At 71.0% G+C, this 13,206-nt stretch carries 13 protein-coding genes; 4 read left to right on the top strand and 9 right to left on the bottom strand.

Annotated features, from left to right (window positions below; translation table 11 throughout):
• Positions 1–82 precede the first annotated feature (82 nt).
• From ACIPM1_RS18435 to ACIPM1_RS18405, 7 genes are all read right to left on the bottom strand, one after another.
• Positions 83–2,455: a HelD family protein gene (locus ACIPM1_RS18435; RefSeq protein WP_402435632.1), complete on the bottom strand. Its 2,373-nt coding sequence runs from the start codon at positions 2,453–2,455 to the stop codon at positions 83–85.
• A 149-nt stretch (positions 2,456–2,604) separates the two neighbouring features.
• Complete coding sequence (locus ACIPM1_RS18430; protein WP_402435629.1) at positions 2,605–3,417, bottom strand: anti-sigma factor family protein; 813 nt, start codon at positions 3,415–3,417, stop codon at positions 2,605–2,607.
• The gene (locus tag ACIPM1_RS18425) at positions 3,417–3,998 is read right to left on the bottom strand and encodes a sigma-70 family RNA polymerase sigma factor (protein WP_356189700.1); all 582 of its coding nucleotides are present in this window, start codon (positions 3,996–3,998) and stop codon (positions 3,417–3,419) included. Before ACIPM1_RS18425 ends, ACIPM1_RS18430 begins: the two co-directional genes overlap by 1 nt.
• A gap of 466 nt (positions 3,999–4,464) precedes the next feature.
• Positions 4,465–5,178 carry a CGNR zinc finger domain-containing protein gene (locus tag ACIPM1_RS18420; protein ID WP_402435626.1) on the bottom strand — a complete coding sequence of 238 codons (714 nt, stop codon included), beginning with the start codon at positions 5,176–5,178 and terminating at the stop codon, positions 4,465–4,467.
• Positions 5,179–5,400: 222 nt separating this feature from the next.
• Complete coding sequence (locus ACIPM1_RS18415; protein WP_402435623.1) at positions 5,401–6,576, bottom strand: uroporphyrinogen-III synthase; 1,176 nt, start codon at positions 6,574–6,576, stop codon at positions 5,401–5,403.
• Positions 6,577–6,755: 179 nt separating this feature from the next.
• Positions 6,756–8,108, bottom strand: coding sequence for a nitrate/nitrite transporter (locus ACIPM1_RS18410; RefSeq protein WP_402435620.1), 1,353 nt, complete (start codon positions 8,106–8,108; stop codon positions 6,756–6,758).
• A 114-nt stretch (positions 8,109–8,222) separates the two neighbouring features.
• Positions 8,223–8,720, bottom strand: a complete 498-nt coding sequence (locus ACIPM1_RS18405; protein ID WP_402435617.1) for an ATP-binding protein — start codon at positions 8,718–8,720, stop codon at positions 8,223–8,225.
• A gap of 222 nt (positions 8,721–8,942) precedes the next feature.
• Between ACIPM1_RS18405 and ACIPM1_RS18400 the strand changes: the two genes are divergently transcribed.
• The 4 genes from ACIPM1_RS18400 to ACIPM1_RS18385 all read left to right on the top strand — a co-directional run bounded on the left by ACIPM1_RS18400 (position 8,943) and on the right by ACIPM1_RS18385 (position 11,484).
• Positions 8,943–9,794: a helix-turn-helix domain-containing protein gene (locus tag ACIPM1_RS18400; protein WP_402435614.1), complete on the top strand. Its 852-nt coding sequence runs from the start codon at positions 8,943–8,945 to the stop codon at positions 9,792–9,794.
• 10 nt (positions 9,795–9,804) lie between these two features.
• Positions 9,805–9,993, top strand: coding sequence for a DUF397 domain-containing protein (locus ACIPM1_RS18395; protein ID WP_402435611.1), 189 nt, complete (start codon positions 9,805–9,807; stop codon positions 9,991–9,993).
• Between the two features lie 229 nt (positions 9,994–10,222).
• Positions 10,223–10,963, top strand: a complete 741-nt coding sequence (locus tag ACIPM1_RS18390; RefSeq protein WP_402435608.1) for a tetratricopeptide repeat protein — start codon at positions 10,223–10,225, stop codon at positions 10,961–10,963.
• A complete protein-coding gene (locus ACIPM1_RS18385; RefSeq protein ID WP_402435605.1) occupies positions 10,900–11,484 on the top strand; it encodes a GNAT family N-acetyltransferase in 585 nt (194 codons plus the stop codon). Before ACIPM1_RS18390 ends, ACIPM1_RS18385 begins: the two co-directional genes overlap by 64 nt.
• A gap of 42 nt (positions 11,485–11,526) precedes the next feature.
• Here ACIPM1_RS18385 and ACIPM1_RS18380 read toward each other — a convergent pair whose 3' ends face one another.
• Positions 11,527–12,558, bottom strand: coding sequence for a hypothetical protein (locus ACIPM1_RS18380; RefSeq protein ID WP_402435602.1), 1,032 nt, complete (start codon positions 12,556–12,558; stop codon positions 11,527–11,529).
• Positions 12,555–13,205, bottom strand: a complete 651-nt coding sequence (locus ACIPM1_RS18375; RefSeq protein ID WP_402435599.1) for a hypothetical protein — start codon at positions 13,203–13,205, stop codon at positions 12,555–12,557. The genes ACIPM1_RS18380 and ACIPM1_RS18375 overlap by 4 nt, the downstream gene beginning before the upstream one ends.
• Position 13,206 lies beyond the last annotated feature (1 nt).

The following is a 13,206-nucleotide window of genomic DNA, read 5'->3' as shown; positions in this document are numbered from 1 at the left end:
ACAAACGGATCCGGGAGGGCAATTCCCGTGGCGGGAGTTCCTCTTCCCGTCCCCCGGTCGGCCCCACGGCGCCGGCCGCCCGTCAGTCCCGGAGCAGGTCCGGCACCCCGGCCGCGTCCGGCTCGTCCCGCTCGCCCGAGACGACGGTGAGCTGCCGGGTGGCCCGGGTCAGGGCGACGTAGAGCACCCGCAGGCCGGCCGGGGACTCGTCCGCGATCTCCGCGGGCGAGACGACGAGCGTCGCGTCGTACTCCAGGCCCTTCGCCTCCAGGCTGCCGAGCGCCGCCACCCGGTCGCCGAGCCCGGCCAGCCAGCGCCGGGCCTCCTCGCGCCGGTTCATGGCGACGACCACGCCGACCGTGCCGTCGACCTGGTCCAGCAGCCGCTCCGCCTCCGCGCGCACGGTCCGCTCCAGCGTGTCCCTTACGACGGTGAAGCGCGGCTCCACTCCGGTGGAGCGCACCGCCGAGGGCGCCTTCGCGCCGGGCATGGCGAGCGCGAGCACCTTCGCGGCCAGCTCGGCGATCTCGGCCGGGTTGCGGTAGTTCACCGTCAGCTCGAAGCGGCGGCCGCGGGACAGACGGCCCGCGGCGCCTGTCCCGGCGGAGGGCCGGGAGCCGGGCAGACGGGTGCCGAGGGCCTCGTCACGGGCCTCGGCGGCCTCGTCGGGGTCGGACCAGGAGGACTGGGCCGGATCGCCGACGACCGTCCAGGTGGCGTGCCGGCCGCGGCGGCCGACCATGCGCCACTGCATCGGCGTGAGGTCCTGCGCCTCGTCGACGATGACGTGCGCGTACTCGGTGCGCTCCTGCGCCAGGCGCTCGGCCCGCTCGCGCTGCGTCTCCTCGCGCACCGGCATCAGCTCCTCCAGGCCGGTGAGCTGGTCCAGCGGGTCCATCTCGCGCCTGCGGCGCGGGCGGGCCGGGGCGCCGAGGATCGCCTGGAGCTCGTCGAGCATCGCGATGTCGTGCACGGAGTGGCCCTCCCGGCGCAGCGAGCGGGCGACCCGGCGCACCTCGCCGGGGTTGAGGACCCGCCGCGCCCAGCGGCCGAGCCGCCGCTCGTCGGCCATGGCCTCCAGCACGGCCCGCGGCGTCAGCTCGGGCCACCAGGCGTCGAGGAAGGCGATGAACTCGTCCTCCCCGGCCACGTCCTCGTCGAAGGAGGAGCGCAGCTCGGCGGCCAGCTCCGGGTCGGTGTGCCGGCCGGCCGCGCCGGAGCGCTCCCACAGGGCGTCGAGCAGCAGCTTGCGGGCGCGCGGGCGCAGCAGGTTCACCGGGGCGGTGCCGCCGAGCACGGCGCGGCGGACCCGGCCCAGCTCCTCCGCCTCGAGCTCCAGCCGGCGGCCGAAGGCGACGACCCGGAGCCGGTCCGGCGCGCCGCTCAGCTCCAGGGCGCCGCGGGCGGCCTTGCGCAGCACCTTCAGCATCCGCGAGGAGCCCTTGGCGCGGGCCGTCGACGGGGAGTCGTAGAGGGTGGCCTCGGCGCCGTCGACGAGCGAGCCGATCGCGCGGATGGCGACCTGGCCCTCCTCGCCGAGGGAGGGCAGCACACCCTCGGTGTACGCGACCAGCAGCGGGGTCGGCGAGACGATGAGGATGCCGCCCGCGTACCGGCGCCGGTCCTGGTAGAGGAGGTACGCCGCCCGGTGCAGGGCGACGGCGGTCTTGCCCGTGCCGGGCCCGCCCTCGACGTAGGTGACGGAGGAGGCCGGCGCGCGGATCACCATGTCCTGCTCGGCCTGGATCGACGCGACGATGTCCCGCATGGTGTGGGTGCGGGCCTGGCCGAGCGCGGCCATCAGGGCGCCGTCGCCGATCACGGGCAGTTCCTCGCCGTCGAGGAAGGCCGTCAGCTCGGGGCGCATCAGGTCGTCCTCGACACCGAGCACGCGGCGGCCCTTGGAGCGGATGACCCGGCGGCGCACGACCCGGCCCGGTTCGACCGGGGTGGAGCGGTAGAACGGGCCCGCCGCGGGGGCCCGCCAGTCGATGACCAGCGGCGCGTAGTCCTCGTCGAGCACGCCGATGCGGCCGATGTGCAGGGTCTCGGCGATGTCGGCCGTGCGGTCGGGACGGACCGCGCCCTCGGCCGGCTCGACCGCGGTGTACGCGCCGTCCGGGCCCTTCTTGCCGTCCTTGCCGAGCAGCAGGTCGATACGGCCGAAGAGGAAGTCCTCGAACTCGTTGTTCAGGCGGTTGAGGTGGACGCCCGCCCGGAACACCTGGGCGTCGCGCTCGGCCAGCGCGCCGGGCGTGCCGACCTGGCCGCGCCGGGCCGCGTCGTGCATGAGGAACTCGGCCTCGTGGATCTTCTCCTCGAGGCGCCGGTACACCCGGTCCAGGTGTGCCTGTTCCACGCTGATCTCTCGGTCGCGTACGGAGCCGTGCGCCGCTACGTGCGCCGCGTCGTGAACCGAGCCGACCGCGGTTTCCTGTTGAGCCTGAGCGGCCACCGGGCCCCCTTCTGACGTGCTGGGCAGCCGTCAACCGTACGCGAAGGGGGCCCCGCGAGGCTACGGACCTGCCCGGTGGATCGTGCCGGGCAGGTCCGGCGGATCGTGCCGGGCGGGACCGGTGGATCGTGCCGGGCGGGACCGGACCTCTAGGCGTTGACCTCGACGAGCCGCTTGCCGTCGAACGTCATGACCTCGAAGTGGTCGATCTGGTTGGGGGCGAAGGCGGCGCCGCCGTGGACGTAGAGGGGGTTCTTGGCCTCCTCCGTCTTGGCGTTCGGAACCCCGTAGCCCCAGTTGGGGACGGCCCAGGAGGTGACCGTCTCCCGCTCGCCGTTCTTGCCGACGGCGATCAGCGAGCACTTCTGCGGACCCGTGACGTTCTTCAGCTGGAGGACCGCGTGGGTGCCCCAGTCCCGCTTCTCCATCGCGACGGTCGCGGTGACATGGGTCCCCGGGTCCGTGGCGGTGCGCTTGTCGGACATGGTCTGGAACGCGGTCTGCGCGGGCCCCGCCGCCATGTTGTGATCGCCGCCGTCGTTCGAACCGCCGGTCGCCGCGAGCACGGTCAGCGGGCCGCCGACGATCAGCGCGGCCGCGGCCGCCACCAGGTAGAAGCCGCGCCGGCGCTTGTGGGCGCGGCGCTCGGCCACCTCGTCGACGAGCTTCTCCATCAGACGCGGGCTGGGCCTGGCCGACAGGGACTCGCCGACCGCGGGCGTGCCGGAGCCGGGCAGGTCCGCGAGCGCGGCCAGCATCGGTTCCATCCCGGCCAGTTCGTCGAGCTGCTGGGCGCACCACTCGCAGGTGGCGAGATGCGCCTCGAAAGCGGTTGCCTCGGCGTCGTCGAGAATGCCGAGGGCGTAGGCGCCGACGGTCTCGTGTTCGTTCGGGGCCGGTGATCCCTGCATGGACCCAGACATACCCGAACCACCCGTTCCGAACCCCCCGTACATGCTCATCACGCCGTCACCCCCCGCTCCTCCAGAGCCAGCTTCATCGACCGCAGGGCGTAGAACACCCGAGAGCGCACAGTGCCGCTGGGTATACCCAGTGTCTCGGCCGCCTCGTTGACGGTACGCCCCTTGAAGTACGTCTCGACGAGCACCTCCCGGTGGGCCGGGGTCAGGTCGTCGAGCGCGTCGGACAGCGTCATCAGCCACAGCGCCTTGTCGATCTCGTCCTCCGCGGGGATGACCTCCAGCGGCGACGGATCGACCTCCTGCGGCCGGGCCTGCCGGCTGCGGTGGCCGTCGATGACGATGCGCCGGGCGACCGTCACCAGCCAGGGGCGTACCGAACCGGTCGCTCGATTGAGCTGGCCGGCGTTCTTCCAGGCACGGATGAGCGTCTCCTGCACCACGTCCTCGGCGCGCTGCCGGTCTCCGGCCACCAGCCGCAGGACGTACGCGAGCAGAGGTCCGGCGTGCTCCCGGTACAGGGCACGCATCAACTCCTCGTCGGGTTCCGACGGCTGGGACATGCGATGTCGGGCCCTCTGTCCACGTTCATTGGCCACGACGGAATCCTTGCGCACGCCCACCTCCGGTGTCCGGGGGTTCCCCCAGTCGGTCTCGCACCGACGGGTACGGACGCGGAGTGCCTCGTGTTCAAAGCGGGACGACGAATTTCTGCGGGGTGACGTGACGAGAGGGACATGAATACACATTCCTCCCGCGCGATCTTTACATATCCGACACATGGGAAATGGCACCGGAGAGTCGGCAGGACTGCCCGTCCGCCGGTGCGGCCAAACCGGATGTTGCCGAAATCACTTCGCAAGTGGACGCGCAGAAGCGGCAATTGGGGCGGCGGAGCTCGGCTAGGGCCTTTCTTTCGGATCTGGCCGGCTTCGGGCGAGGGTGCCTTCTGCGGTGCCCGAGCGGGGTCAGGTGCGTGCAGCTGCAAGGCGGAGGAGGGAGTCGACGCGGAGCGTCGGCGACCGACGACAACGCCGCAGATGTGCGTGCCAGACCCCGCGACCCACGGCAAGATCCGAACGAGAGGCCCTAGGCGCGGGCGAGGGCTGCGCGGCGGCGGTGCCGGGCGACCCGTTCCCGGTTGCCGCAGACCTCGCTGGAGCACCAGCGCCTCCTGCGTCCCCGGGAGGTGTCCAGGTACACGATCGGGCAGTTGTCGCCCTCGCACTGGCGCAGGCCGGCCCGTGCGACGGGGTCGGTGAGCAGTTCCACGGCGTCCCGCGCGACCGCCGCGAGCAGCGCGGCGCACCCGGGCGGCTCGGCCAACTCCCGCATCAGCGCCCCGTCTTCCGCCCGCACCAGGCGGGGCACGGGCGGCGCGGCACGGGCGGCCTCGTTGACCCGGGCGAGCGCCAGGTCGTAGGGGCGGGCGGGGGTGAACCGGCTGGGGCGGGAGGGAGTCAGGCCCTCGGGGCTGGGAGGCGTGAGCCCGTCGGCACGGACGGGGGTGAGGGTTTCGGCCCTGGCGGAGGCGAGGGCGTACGGCCGGGATCCGGGCGGGAGGCAGCCGGTCACCAGGCGGCCCACGTGACCGCGCAGTTCGCGGAAGGCGACCGGCCAGGAGGCGTCGGCGTGCGCCAGCTCGGTGGCCGCCGGGACCAGGCCGGAGCCCGTGATCCAGGCACGCAACGGCGCGACGGAGCCGAGGCGTTCCTCGGGGTGGGTGGTGGAGAGGAGATCCAGGCAGATCCGCCCCGCGTCGAACCGCAGCTCGTACGGGGCCGTCGCCGTGCCCAGTGCCATGTGCCTGTCACCGCCTAGGGTCACCCCGGCCAGCAGAGGTGGGCGGGGTGCTCGTCAGGGCTGGGAAAGCGTTCCCCTCCACAGTGCCCGTGCGCCCCCGCCACCGGAACCCCTCGTACCGCCGGGCCCCGACACTCGGCCACCCGCGCCGGGCGTCCCCGCCCCTCTCCTCGGTCGCCGCCCCCGGGCGTCCGCGTACTTCTCTCTCGTCGGCCGCCGGCCCTAGGCGTCCGCGTACTTCTCGTCGGCCGCCGGGTCCAGGGCCAGCCGGTACCCGCGCTTGACCACCGTCTGGATCAGCTTGGGCGCCCCCAGTGCCGTACGCAGCCGGGCCATCGCCGTCTCCACCGCGTGCTCGTCGCGCCCGGCCCCCGGCAGCGCGCGCAGCAGTTCGGCGCGGGCGACCACCCACCCCGGGCGCCGGGACAGCACCCGCAGCAGCGACATCCCGGCCGGCGGCACCGGCCTGAGATCCCCGTCCACCAGCACCGCGTGCCCCCGGATCTCCACCCGGTGCCCGGCGATCGGCAGGGACCGCGCCCGGCCGGGCAGTTCCTGGCACAGAAGCTGGACCAGCGGCCCGAGCCGGAACCGCTCCGGTTGCACGGTGTCGATGCCGCGGGCCTGCAACGGCAGCGCGGTGACCGGCCCGACGCAGGCGGGCAGCACGTCGTGCCCGAGCGCGGTCAGCAGTTCCGGCAGCAGCCCCCGCTCCTCGGCCCGGGACAGCAGCGAGGCTGCGGCGGGCGCGCTGGTGAAGGTGAGCGCGTCGAGGCCGCGGGAGACGGCGGCGTCGAGCAGCCGGTCGAGCGGGCTGAGGTCCTCCGGCGGCATCCACCGGTACACGGGGACGGGAACGACCTCCGCTCCTCCCTCCCGCAGCGCCTCCACGAACCCGGGCAGCGGCTCGCCGTGCAGCTGTACGGCGACCCGGCGCCCCTCGACGCCCTCCTCGAGGAGCCGGTCGAGCACCTCGGCCATGGACTCCGACGACGGCGACCACCTCTCGGTCAGCCCGGCGGCCCGGATGGCGCCCTTGACCTTGGGCCCGCGCGCCAGCACCTCGACCTCGCGCAGCCGGGCGAGCAGCGCCTCGCCGAGCCCCCAGCCGTCGGCCGCCTCCACCCATCCGCGGAAGCCGATCGCGGTGGTGGCGACCACGACGTCGGGCGCCAGGTCGATGATCTCCTTGGTGGCGGCGAGGAGTTCGCCGTCGTCGGCGAGCGGCACGATGCGCAGGGCGGGCGCGTGCACGACGGTGGCCCCGCGCCGCTGGAGCAGCGCGCCGAGTTCGTCGGCCCGGCGCGCGGCCGTCACGCCCACGGTGAACCCGGCGAGGGGCCCGTGTTCCGGCCGCTGTTGCGTCCGCTGTCCCGGTCGCTGCTGTTCGTCGTACATGGCTCTCGTCCCGCACTCGAGTCGTCGTCCCTGCGAGGGGACCGCACAAGGTCCCGGCGTGGGGACCGCACAAGGGCGGCGTGTCCCCGCATGCGTCCCGGGGGCCGCCCCTGTGTGCCGAACGAGCCTGTCAACGGCGCGTGACAGGCTCGGTTCGACTTGATGTCACCAGTGTTACGTCACACCTCGGCATAGCTGAGCTGCGGTTCCGCCTCCGTCGCGGCGGCTTTGGCCGGAATCTGGCGGGCCGGGCGGCGAAGGTATACGGCCCAGGTGACCGCGAAGGCGGCTCCGTAGCAGGCGAGGAAGGCGACGAAGGCGCCGGTGCCGGAGCCGTAGGAGAGGAAGGACTGCCGGAAGGCGAGGTTGATGCCGACGCCGCCGAGCGCGCCCACCGCACCGATCAGCCCCATGGAGGCGCCGGACAGCCGCCGCCCGTACGCCGCGGCCTCCTCCCCCTCCAGCCCCTGGGCGAGGGCCTTGGCCTGGAAGATCCCGGGGATCATCTTGTACGTCGATCCGTTGCCGAGCCCGCTGAGCACGAACAGCACGACGAAGACGGCCACGAACAGCGGCAGCGACTTCTCCATGCTGGCGACGACCAGGACGGCGGTCGCGGCGGCCATGGCGACGAAGTTCCACAGGGTGATCCGCGCTCCGCCGTACCGGTCGGCGAGCCGGCCGCCGACGGGCCGGATGAGGGAGCCGAGGAGCGGCCCGATGAAGGTGAGGTAGGCGGCCTGGAGCGGGGTCCTGCCGAACTGGTTGGTGAGCACCTGGCCGAAGGCGAAGCTGTAGCCGATGAAGGATCCGAACGTGCCGATGTAGAGGAACGACATGATCCAGGTGTGGGCGTCCTTGGCGGCGTCCACGGCGGCGCCGGTGTCGTTCCTCACGGAGGCGATGTTGTCCATGAAGAGCGCGGCGAGGACGGCGGCGACGACGATCAGGGGGATGTAGATCCCGAGCAGGACGCGCGGGCCGCCGCTCGCGCCGATGATCGCGAGCGTGACGAGCTGGATCACCGGGACCCCGATGTTGCCGCCGCCCGCGTTGAGCCCGAGGGCCCACCCCTTCTTCCGGAGGGGGAAGAAGGCGTTGATGTTGGTCATGGAGGAGGCGAAGTTGCCCCCGCCGATGCCGGCCAGCAGCCCGACCCACAGGAAAGTGGAGAAGGAGGTCCCCGGCTCCATGACGGTGAACGCGGCGACGGTCGGCACGAGCAGCAGACTGGCGGAGATGATCGTCCAGTTCCGCCCGCCGAAGACGGCGACGGCGAAGGTGTAGGGCACGCGGACGACCGCGCCGACGAGGGTGACCATCGAGGTCAGCAGGAACTTGTCGGCGGGGGTGAGCCCGTACTCCGGCCCCATGAACAGCACGAGCACGGACCACAGCGTCCACACCGAGAACCCGATGTGCTCGGAGAGGACGGAGAAGAGGAGGTTCCGCCCGGCGACCTTCTCCCCCGTCTCCGCCCAGAAGACCTCGTCCTCCGGATCCCAGTGCTCGATCCAACGCCTGGCTGTCATGACGCCTCCACGGTGCTCCGGTGCTCGGCTGGTTCTGCGAGTGGCTGAGTCCCGAAGGTAGGGAGGACGCGTTTCCGCGCTGTGGCTGTGGGTGACCGGAAGGGAACGTTGCTCTCACCGGGTGGGGTGGGGGGATGAGAGGTGGGCGGACCCCCTTCGTGCGAGGTGCCCGTCGCCCACCTCGAACCACAGCAGCTTTCCCGACCCCCGTCCCGGCAGGTCGCCCCCGAGGGTCCACCCGCCCCAGCAGTCCGCGTACTGCTGCACGAGGAACAGCCCCCGCCCGCCCTCGGCCCCGTCCGGGGCCGGCGGGACGCGGTCGCGGGGAGGCCCGGCGAAGGGGGCGGGGATGTGCGGATGGCTGTCCCAGACCCCCACCCGCAGCCGCCCGTCACTCAGGGCGGTCAGCCGGAGGGAGGCGGGCCCGTGGGTGTGCCGGTAGGCATTGCTGACCAGCTCGGACGTCAACAGCTCGACGGTGTCGAGGACTTCCTCCCGTCCATGGCTGTGCAGAGCCGCCCGCACGGTCATACGTGCGACGCGTGCGGCGCGGGGGTCATGCGGCAGGCGGAGGGCGTACACCCAGGTGTCGGGCAGGGCTACGGTGACCATGGAGTCCTCCGGACGATGAAGGAGTGGGCATGCGCTCAACGTCCGCGCCGGGCGGTGGCAGTGCCTGGGGTGGTGCGCTTCCGGCTTATGGGCGGGGGAGTTGAGTTGGCGAGATCACCATAGGGCCCCTCGATGTCATACTTGACATCGATTGAAGCAAAGGCTTAATAGTTCCCTCCTGTGGGTGACCCACAGGCAACGGCGATGACAAGAGAGGGCTCAGTGCCGCCCAGCACAACCCCTACCCTGCGCCAGCAGCGCCTCGGGACCGAGCTGCGGAAGCTCAGGGAGCGCTCAGGACTCTCGGCCACTGCCGCAGCGGGACTGCTCGGCCTCAAACAGGCACAGATCAGCAACATCGAGTCTGGTCGATACGCCGTGAGCGCCGACCGCGTCCGCACCTTCGCGCGCACATACAGCTGCGGGGACGCGGAGTTGATCGAGGCGCTCGCCGCGATGACAGGTGGGCGCAAGCGCGGCTGGTGGGACGAGTACCGAAGTCATCTCCCCTCCGGGCTGGTCGACCTGGCGGAGCTGGAGCACTTCGCGTCGGAGTTGCGCGTGGCCCTGGTCATCCACATCCCGGCCCTGCTGCAGACCACCGACCACGCCCGCGCACTCTTCCGCACGGTCTTCCCACCGCTCCAGCAATACGAGATCGAGCACCGCCTCACCCACCGCATCAAACGGCAAGGCATCCTGCACGGAGCCGAGCCCACCACCTACACGGCAACCATCCACGAGGCGGCACTCAGGATGGGGTTCGGAGGCCGGGATGTGGCCGCCACCCAGCTCAAGCACCTCCTTGGCATGAGCGAGCTCTCCCACGTCACCATCCGGGTCCTCCCCTTCGGCGAGGCGAACTTTCACGGAACCGGCCAGGGCATCGACTACGTCGCCGGGGCCGTACCTCAGCTCGACACGGTGCAGCTGGACACCCACCACGGCTGTGAATTCCTGGACGGTGAAGCACAGTTGGCCAAGTACCGCTCGGTGGTAGACCACATGGAGACGAGTGCTCTCAGCCCCGAGGCATCCCGAGACCTCATCCACCGCATCGCGCAAGAACTCTGAGGAATTCACCATGTCCGGACTCCCCTGGCGGAAATCCACCTACAGCGGCGACGCCTCCAACTGCGTCGAGACGGCCACCACGGTGACCACGATCCACGTCCGCGACTCGAAGACCCCCGCCGACCCCCACCTGACCTTCCCACCCACCGCCTGGGCGGACTTCGTCTCCTACGCGGCGGGGTGGGACAATCTCGGATGACGTCGAGTCGGGCAGTAGCAGCTGGAGCAGGTCTCGCGCGGGTATTGGCGCACTGCGGGGGCAGCCCTGCACTACCTGGCAGGTGCCATCGCCTCAGCGCCCGAGAACCCCGAGCCGTACACGGTTCTTGCCGAGTTGTGGAGGGACCGGCGGTCGGATCTGGCCGAGGCCCTCCAGGACGCCGGCTCGTTGACGACGGTCCTGGCGCAGTCGTACGTCAGCTTCCTCGATGACGACATGGACGGCGCGGCGCTGGCGATCGGATCGGTCACGGGTGCGACCCGACATCGCATGGACCAATGCCCCCTGGTTCAGCGATGCCCAATTCCTCAGTGGGGTGGGCGCCGACGCGCTGGCCGAGGCCGCGATGCGGACGATGGACTACGGCCACGATCTGGACACCGAGAGCATGCGGGAACGGTTCCGCCCCTGGTTCAACGCCATCGACATGGTCTCTGGCCGCCAGCCGCTTCCGGAGGCTTTGGCCAAGATGGGGATCCTGCTGCGGGCATGCGGTCTCACCGATGCGTCGTTCGCCCTCTGCGACCGGGCGGACTCCGTGGAGCGGATCATGCTGACGGAAGTCGTGCGAGCGGGCACCTGGCGCAAGCTGGGTGATCCCGAGCAGACCGTGGCGGCTTTCGAGCGCGCTCTTGCCCTGGAGCCGACCAACTGGTCGCTCTATCTCGACTTGGCCGATGTGCGAGCCGAGCAGGGTGACTTCGCCGCCGCGGTCCGGCTGACCGAACAGGGCATGCAGCACGAGCAGACCGACCTCACACTTCGCGCGGCCGGGGCCGCCTACCGCTCACGGCTCACCGGCTCGCCTGCCGAACTGAGCCAATTCATAGAACTGGCAGCAGATTTGCCCAACGACTCGTACCGCGACCTGCTGATTGATCACGCATGTGCCGGCCCCGCCCTGCCCGCGGGCCTCGTGGCCGCGGCCCGCCGCATCCAGAAAGGCTGAGGCTTCACGCTGTGGGAAGCTCTGCGACGTCGCTCCTGGTCCGACCCGCTGAACACCGAGACGTGCCCGCTCTCGTCCGTCTGCGCCTCGCGAACGCGGAACGGCATGTCCAGCTCGCTCCCGACATCTATCGGGTTCCTGATGTCGAGGCCGTGGCGAGGCATTTTGAGCAAGCGCTCGCGGACGGCGTGAAGGTGCTGATCTCCGTCGCGGAGATGGCGGGCGAGGTGGTGGGCATGGCAGAGGTGGTCCTGCTCGATGACCCGCCGGACCACCAGATCCTGATACCGCGTCGCAGAGCCGACATCCACACCGTCGTCCTCGACGGGCATCGTGGCCGAGGTGTGGGGTCGGCCCTGGCCGCGGCGGCGGAGCAGGCGGCCGCGGACCAGGGCGTCTCCATCCTCTACGCCGGCGTCTTCGCTCCGAACAAGGAGGCTGCGAGCTTCTACGCCGCGTCGGGCTTCGCGCCTCGCGGCATTCTGCTGAGCAAGGAAACGACCGTTCCTGCCGGCGAATGACGCGCAGAGCCAGGAGCTACGAGTGATGCGGCCGGTCGCGGGTCAGCGGTTGACGGACTGGATCTCCTGGACCACGACGTCCTGGCTGGCGCCGAAGGTGCCTTCGGGCAGGTCGCCGCCCGGTACGCCGGTGCCGGTCCAGTGGATCTTCCACGTGACGGTGGCCCTGAGCTGGTACGAGCCATTGCCCGAGGAGCGCAGGTACTTCACCCCGCAGGGTGGGGTCTGGCTCGCCTTGCCCTTGGCGTACGGCTCACCGATCCGGCCGCCGTCGATCGGGCAGACGCCGGACGCCGGGTAGGTCTCGGCGTCGGAGGTGCCCGGGTCGATCTTCAGGGAGACCGGCTCGGCCGTGGTCGTCGCCGAGATACCCAGCACCGGGACGGACGCCGTGACGGACACCGGCTTGAACTGCGCCCCGTCCAGCCAGGCCCAGGTCGGCAGATTCACCTTCGTCGTACCAGCGGGGGCCAGGGTGACCTTGGTACCGGGAACACGGATCTCGTTGTAGGCCAGCTCGGCGAGGATTTCGGGCGTGACCGCCTGCGGCGTGTCCGCCGGCGGGGGGTCGCCCTTGTCGACCCAGAAGATCGGCTTGTCGCAGTCGAGGGCGCCCGGGTCGCCCTCACGGCCGGCCGTGACGTACGAGTCCCACCAATAGCCCTTGCCGGACTTGTCCTTGTTGAAGTCCTTGTACGGGTGACCGTTCACGTAACGGTCACGCTGCTGGGCATCCCACTCGTACCCGGTCGAGCCCGCCTCCCAGATCGGCTCCAGGTAAGCCTTGAGCTGGGCGGGGCTGTACTTGGGCGCGTAATAGCAGGCGGGCGGGGTCCACGTCGTGGTGGAGGCCACCGGACCGGCCGACTGCCCCGAACCGTTATTGGAACGGTCGTAGACGACGACACCGGCCGTGGCGGAGATCTTCCCCTTGCCGTCGGAGCTGCCGGAGGGGCCCGTTGGTCCAGATTGCTGACTGTCCCCCGGCCCGTACGCCATGGCCGTGTCCGGCAGTCCGGAGGCGCAGATGCCGACGAGCGCACCCAGGGCCAGCGTCCGCCTCCAACCGCTCATGCGGCGCACGTCTTCTCCCCCCGCTTGGACACCAGGTTGCTGGTCTGCCAGACACCCTGCTTGTTCTTCTCCAGACGCGTGTTGTACAGCACGTACGGGCTCTCGCTGGAGGGCGTCTTGTCGACCTTGTTCGTCTTGCGATTCTTGTTGAATCCCTTGCTCTCGTCGGAGCAATAGGCGACAGACGCCGTCGTGGGGCCAGACAGAGTGACCTTGGGGGCGTAGTAGCGAGTGGTACCCGTGAATGAGAGATCGGCGTCCACATACGCCTTCACCCATGCCACCGCGCCAGTCAGCGCCTTGTCCCGGTAGTAGAACGAGAGGGCTGGCGCACTGGTGTCGCCGCGGAGAATGGCGTCGTTAGTCGCGTCGATACGCCGGGCGGTGTCGGCCAGCACCGCGTCCTTCGCACCGTCCCCCGTCTTCCAGTTCTCGTACGTGTCCGTTACGTCCGACGGCAATTGGATCTTCGGGCGGCCCGCCGAAGCCGACGCCGTCGTGCTCGGCGATGCCGACTTCCCCGTGTCCGCGCCCGCGATCTTGTCGTTGCCCTTCGAGTCGCTGTCGCTTCCGCCGCACCCCGTGAGGAGGAGTGCGGCCGTTGTTCCGGCAACGGCTGTGCTGAGCAAGCGGGTTCGGCGGGTCACT

This window comes from Streptomyces sp. NPDC086766 (assembly GCF_044746005.1).
In the GTDB taxonomy this organism is placed as follows: Bacteria; Actinomycetota; Actinomycetes; order Streptomycetales; family Streptomycetaceae; genus Streptomyces.
The sequence above is the reverse complement of the archived record's forward strand: the minus strand, read 5'-3'. Positions and strand labels throughout refer to the sequence as shown.

Coding starts and splice junctions, on each gene's coding strand:
- ACIPM1_RS18385 (WP_402435605.1), top strand. CDS start 10,900: ATGTGCCGGCCCCGCCCTGCCCGCGGGCCTCGTGGCCGCGGCCCGCCG.
- ACIPM1_RS18405 (WP_402435617.1), bottom strand. CDS start 8,720: ATGGTCACCGTAGCCCTGCCCGACACCTGGGTGTACGCCCTCCGCCTG.
- ACIPM1_RS18415 (WP_402435623.1), bottom strand. CDS start 6,576: ATGTACGACGAACAGCAGCGACCGGGACAGCGGACGCAACAGCGGCCG.
- ACIPM1_RS18380 (WP_402435602.1), bottom strand. CDS start 12,558: ATGAGCGGTTGGAGGCGGACGCTGGCCCTGGGTGCGCTCGTCGGCATC.
- ACIPM1_RS18420 (WP_402435626.1), bottom strand. CDS start 5,178: ATGGCACTGGGCACGGCGACGGCCCCGTACGAGCTGCGGTTCGACGCG.
- ACIPM1_RS18430 (WP_402435629.1), bottom strand. CDS start 3,417: ATGAGCATGTACGGGGGGTTCGGAACGGGTGGTTCGGGTATGTCTGGG.
- ACIPM1_RS18410 (WP_402435620.1), bottom strand. CDS start 8,108: ATGACAGCCAGGCGTTGGATCGAGCACTGGGATCCGGAGGACGAGGTC.
- ACIPM1_RS18395 (WP_402435611.1), top strand. CDS start 9,805: ATGTCCGGACTCCCCTGGCGGAAATCCACCTACAGCGGCGACGCCTCC.
- ACIPM1_RS18390 (WP_402435608.1), top strand. CDS start 10,223: ATGACGACATGGACGGCGCGGCGCTGGCGATCGGATCGGTCACGGGTG.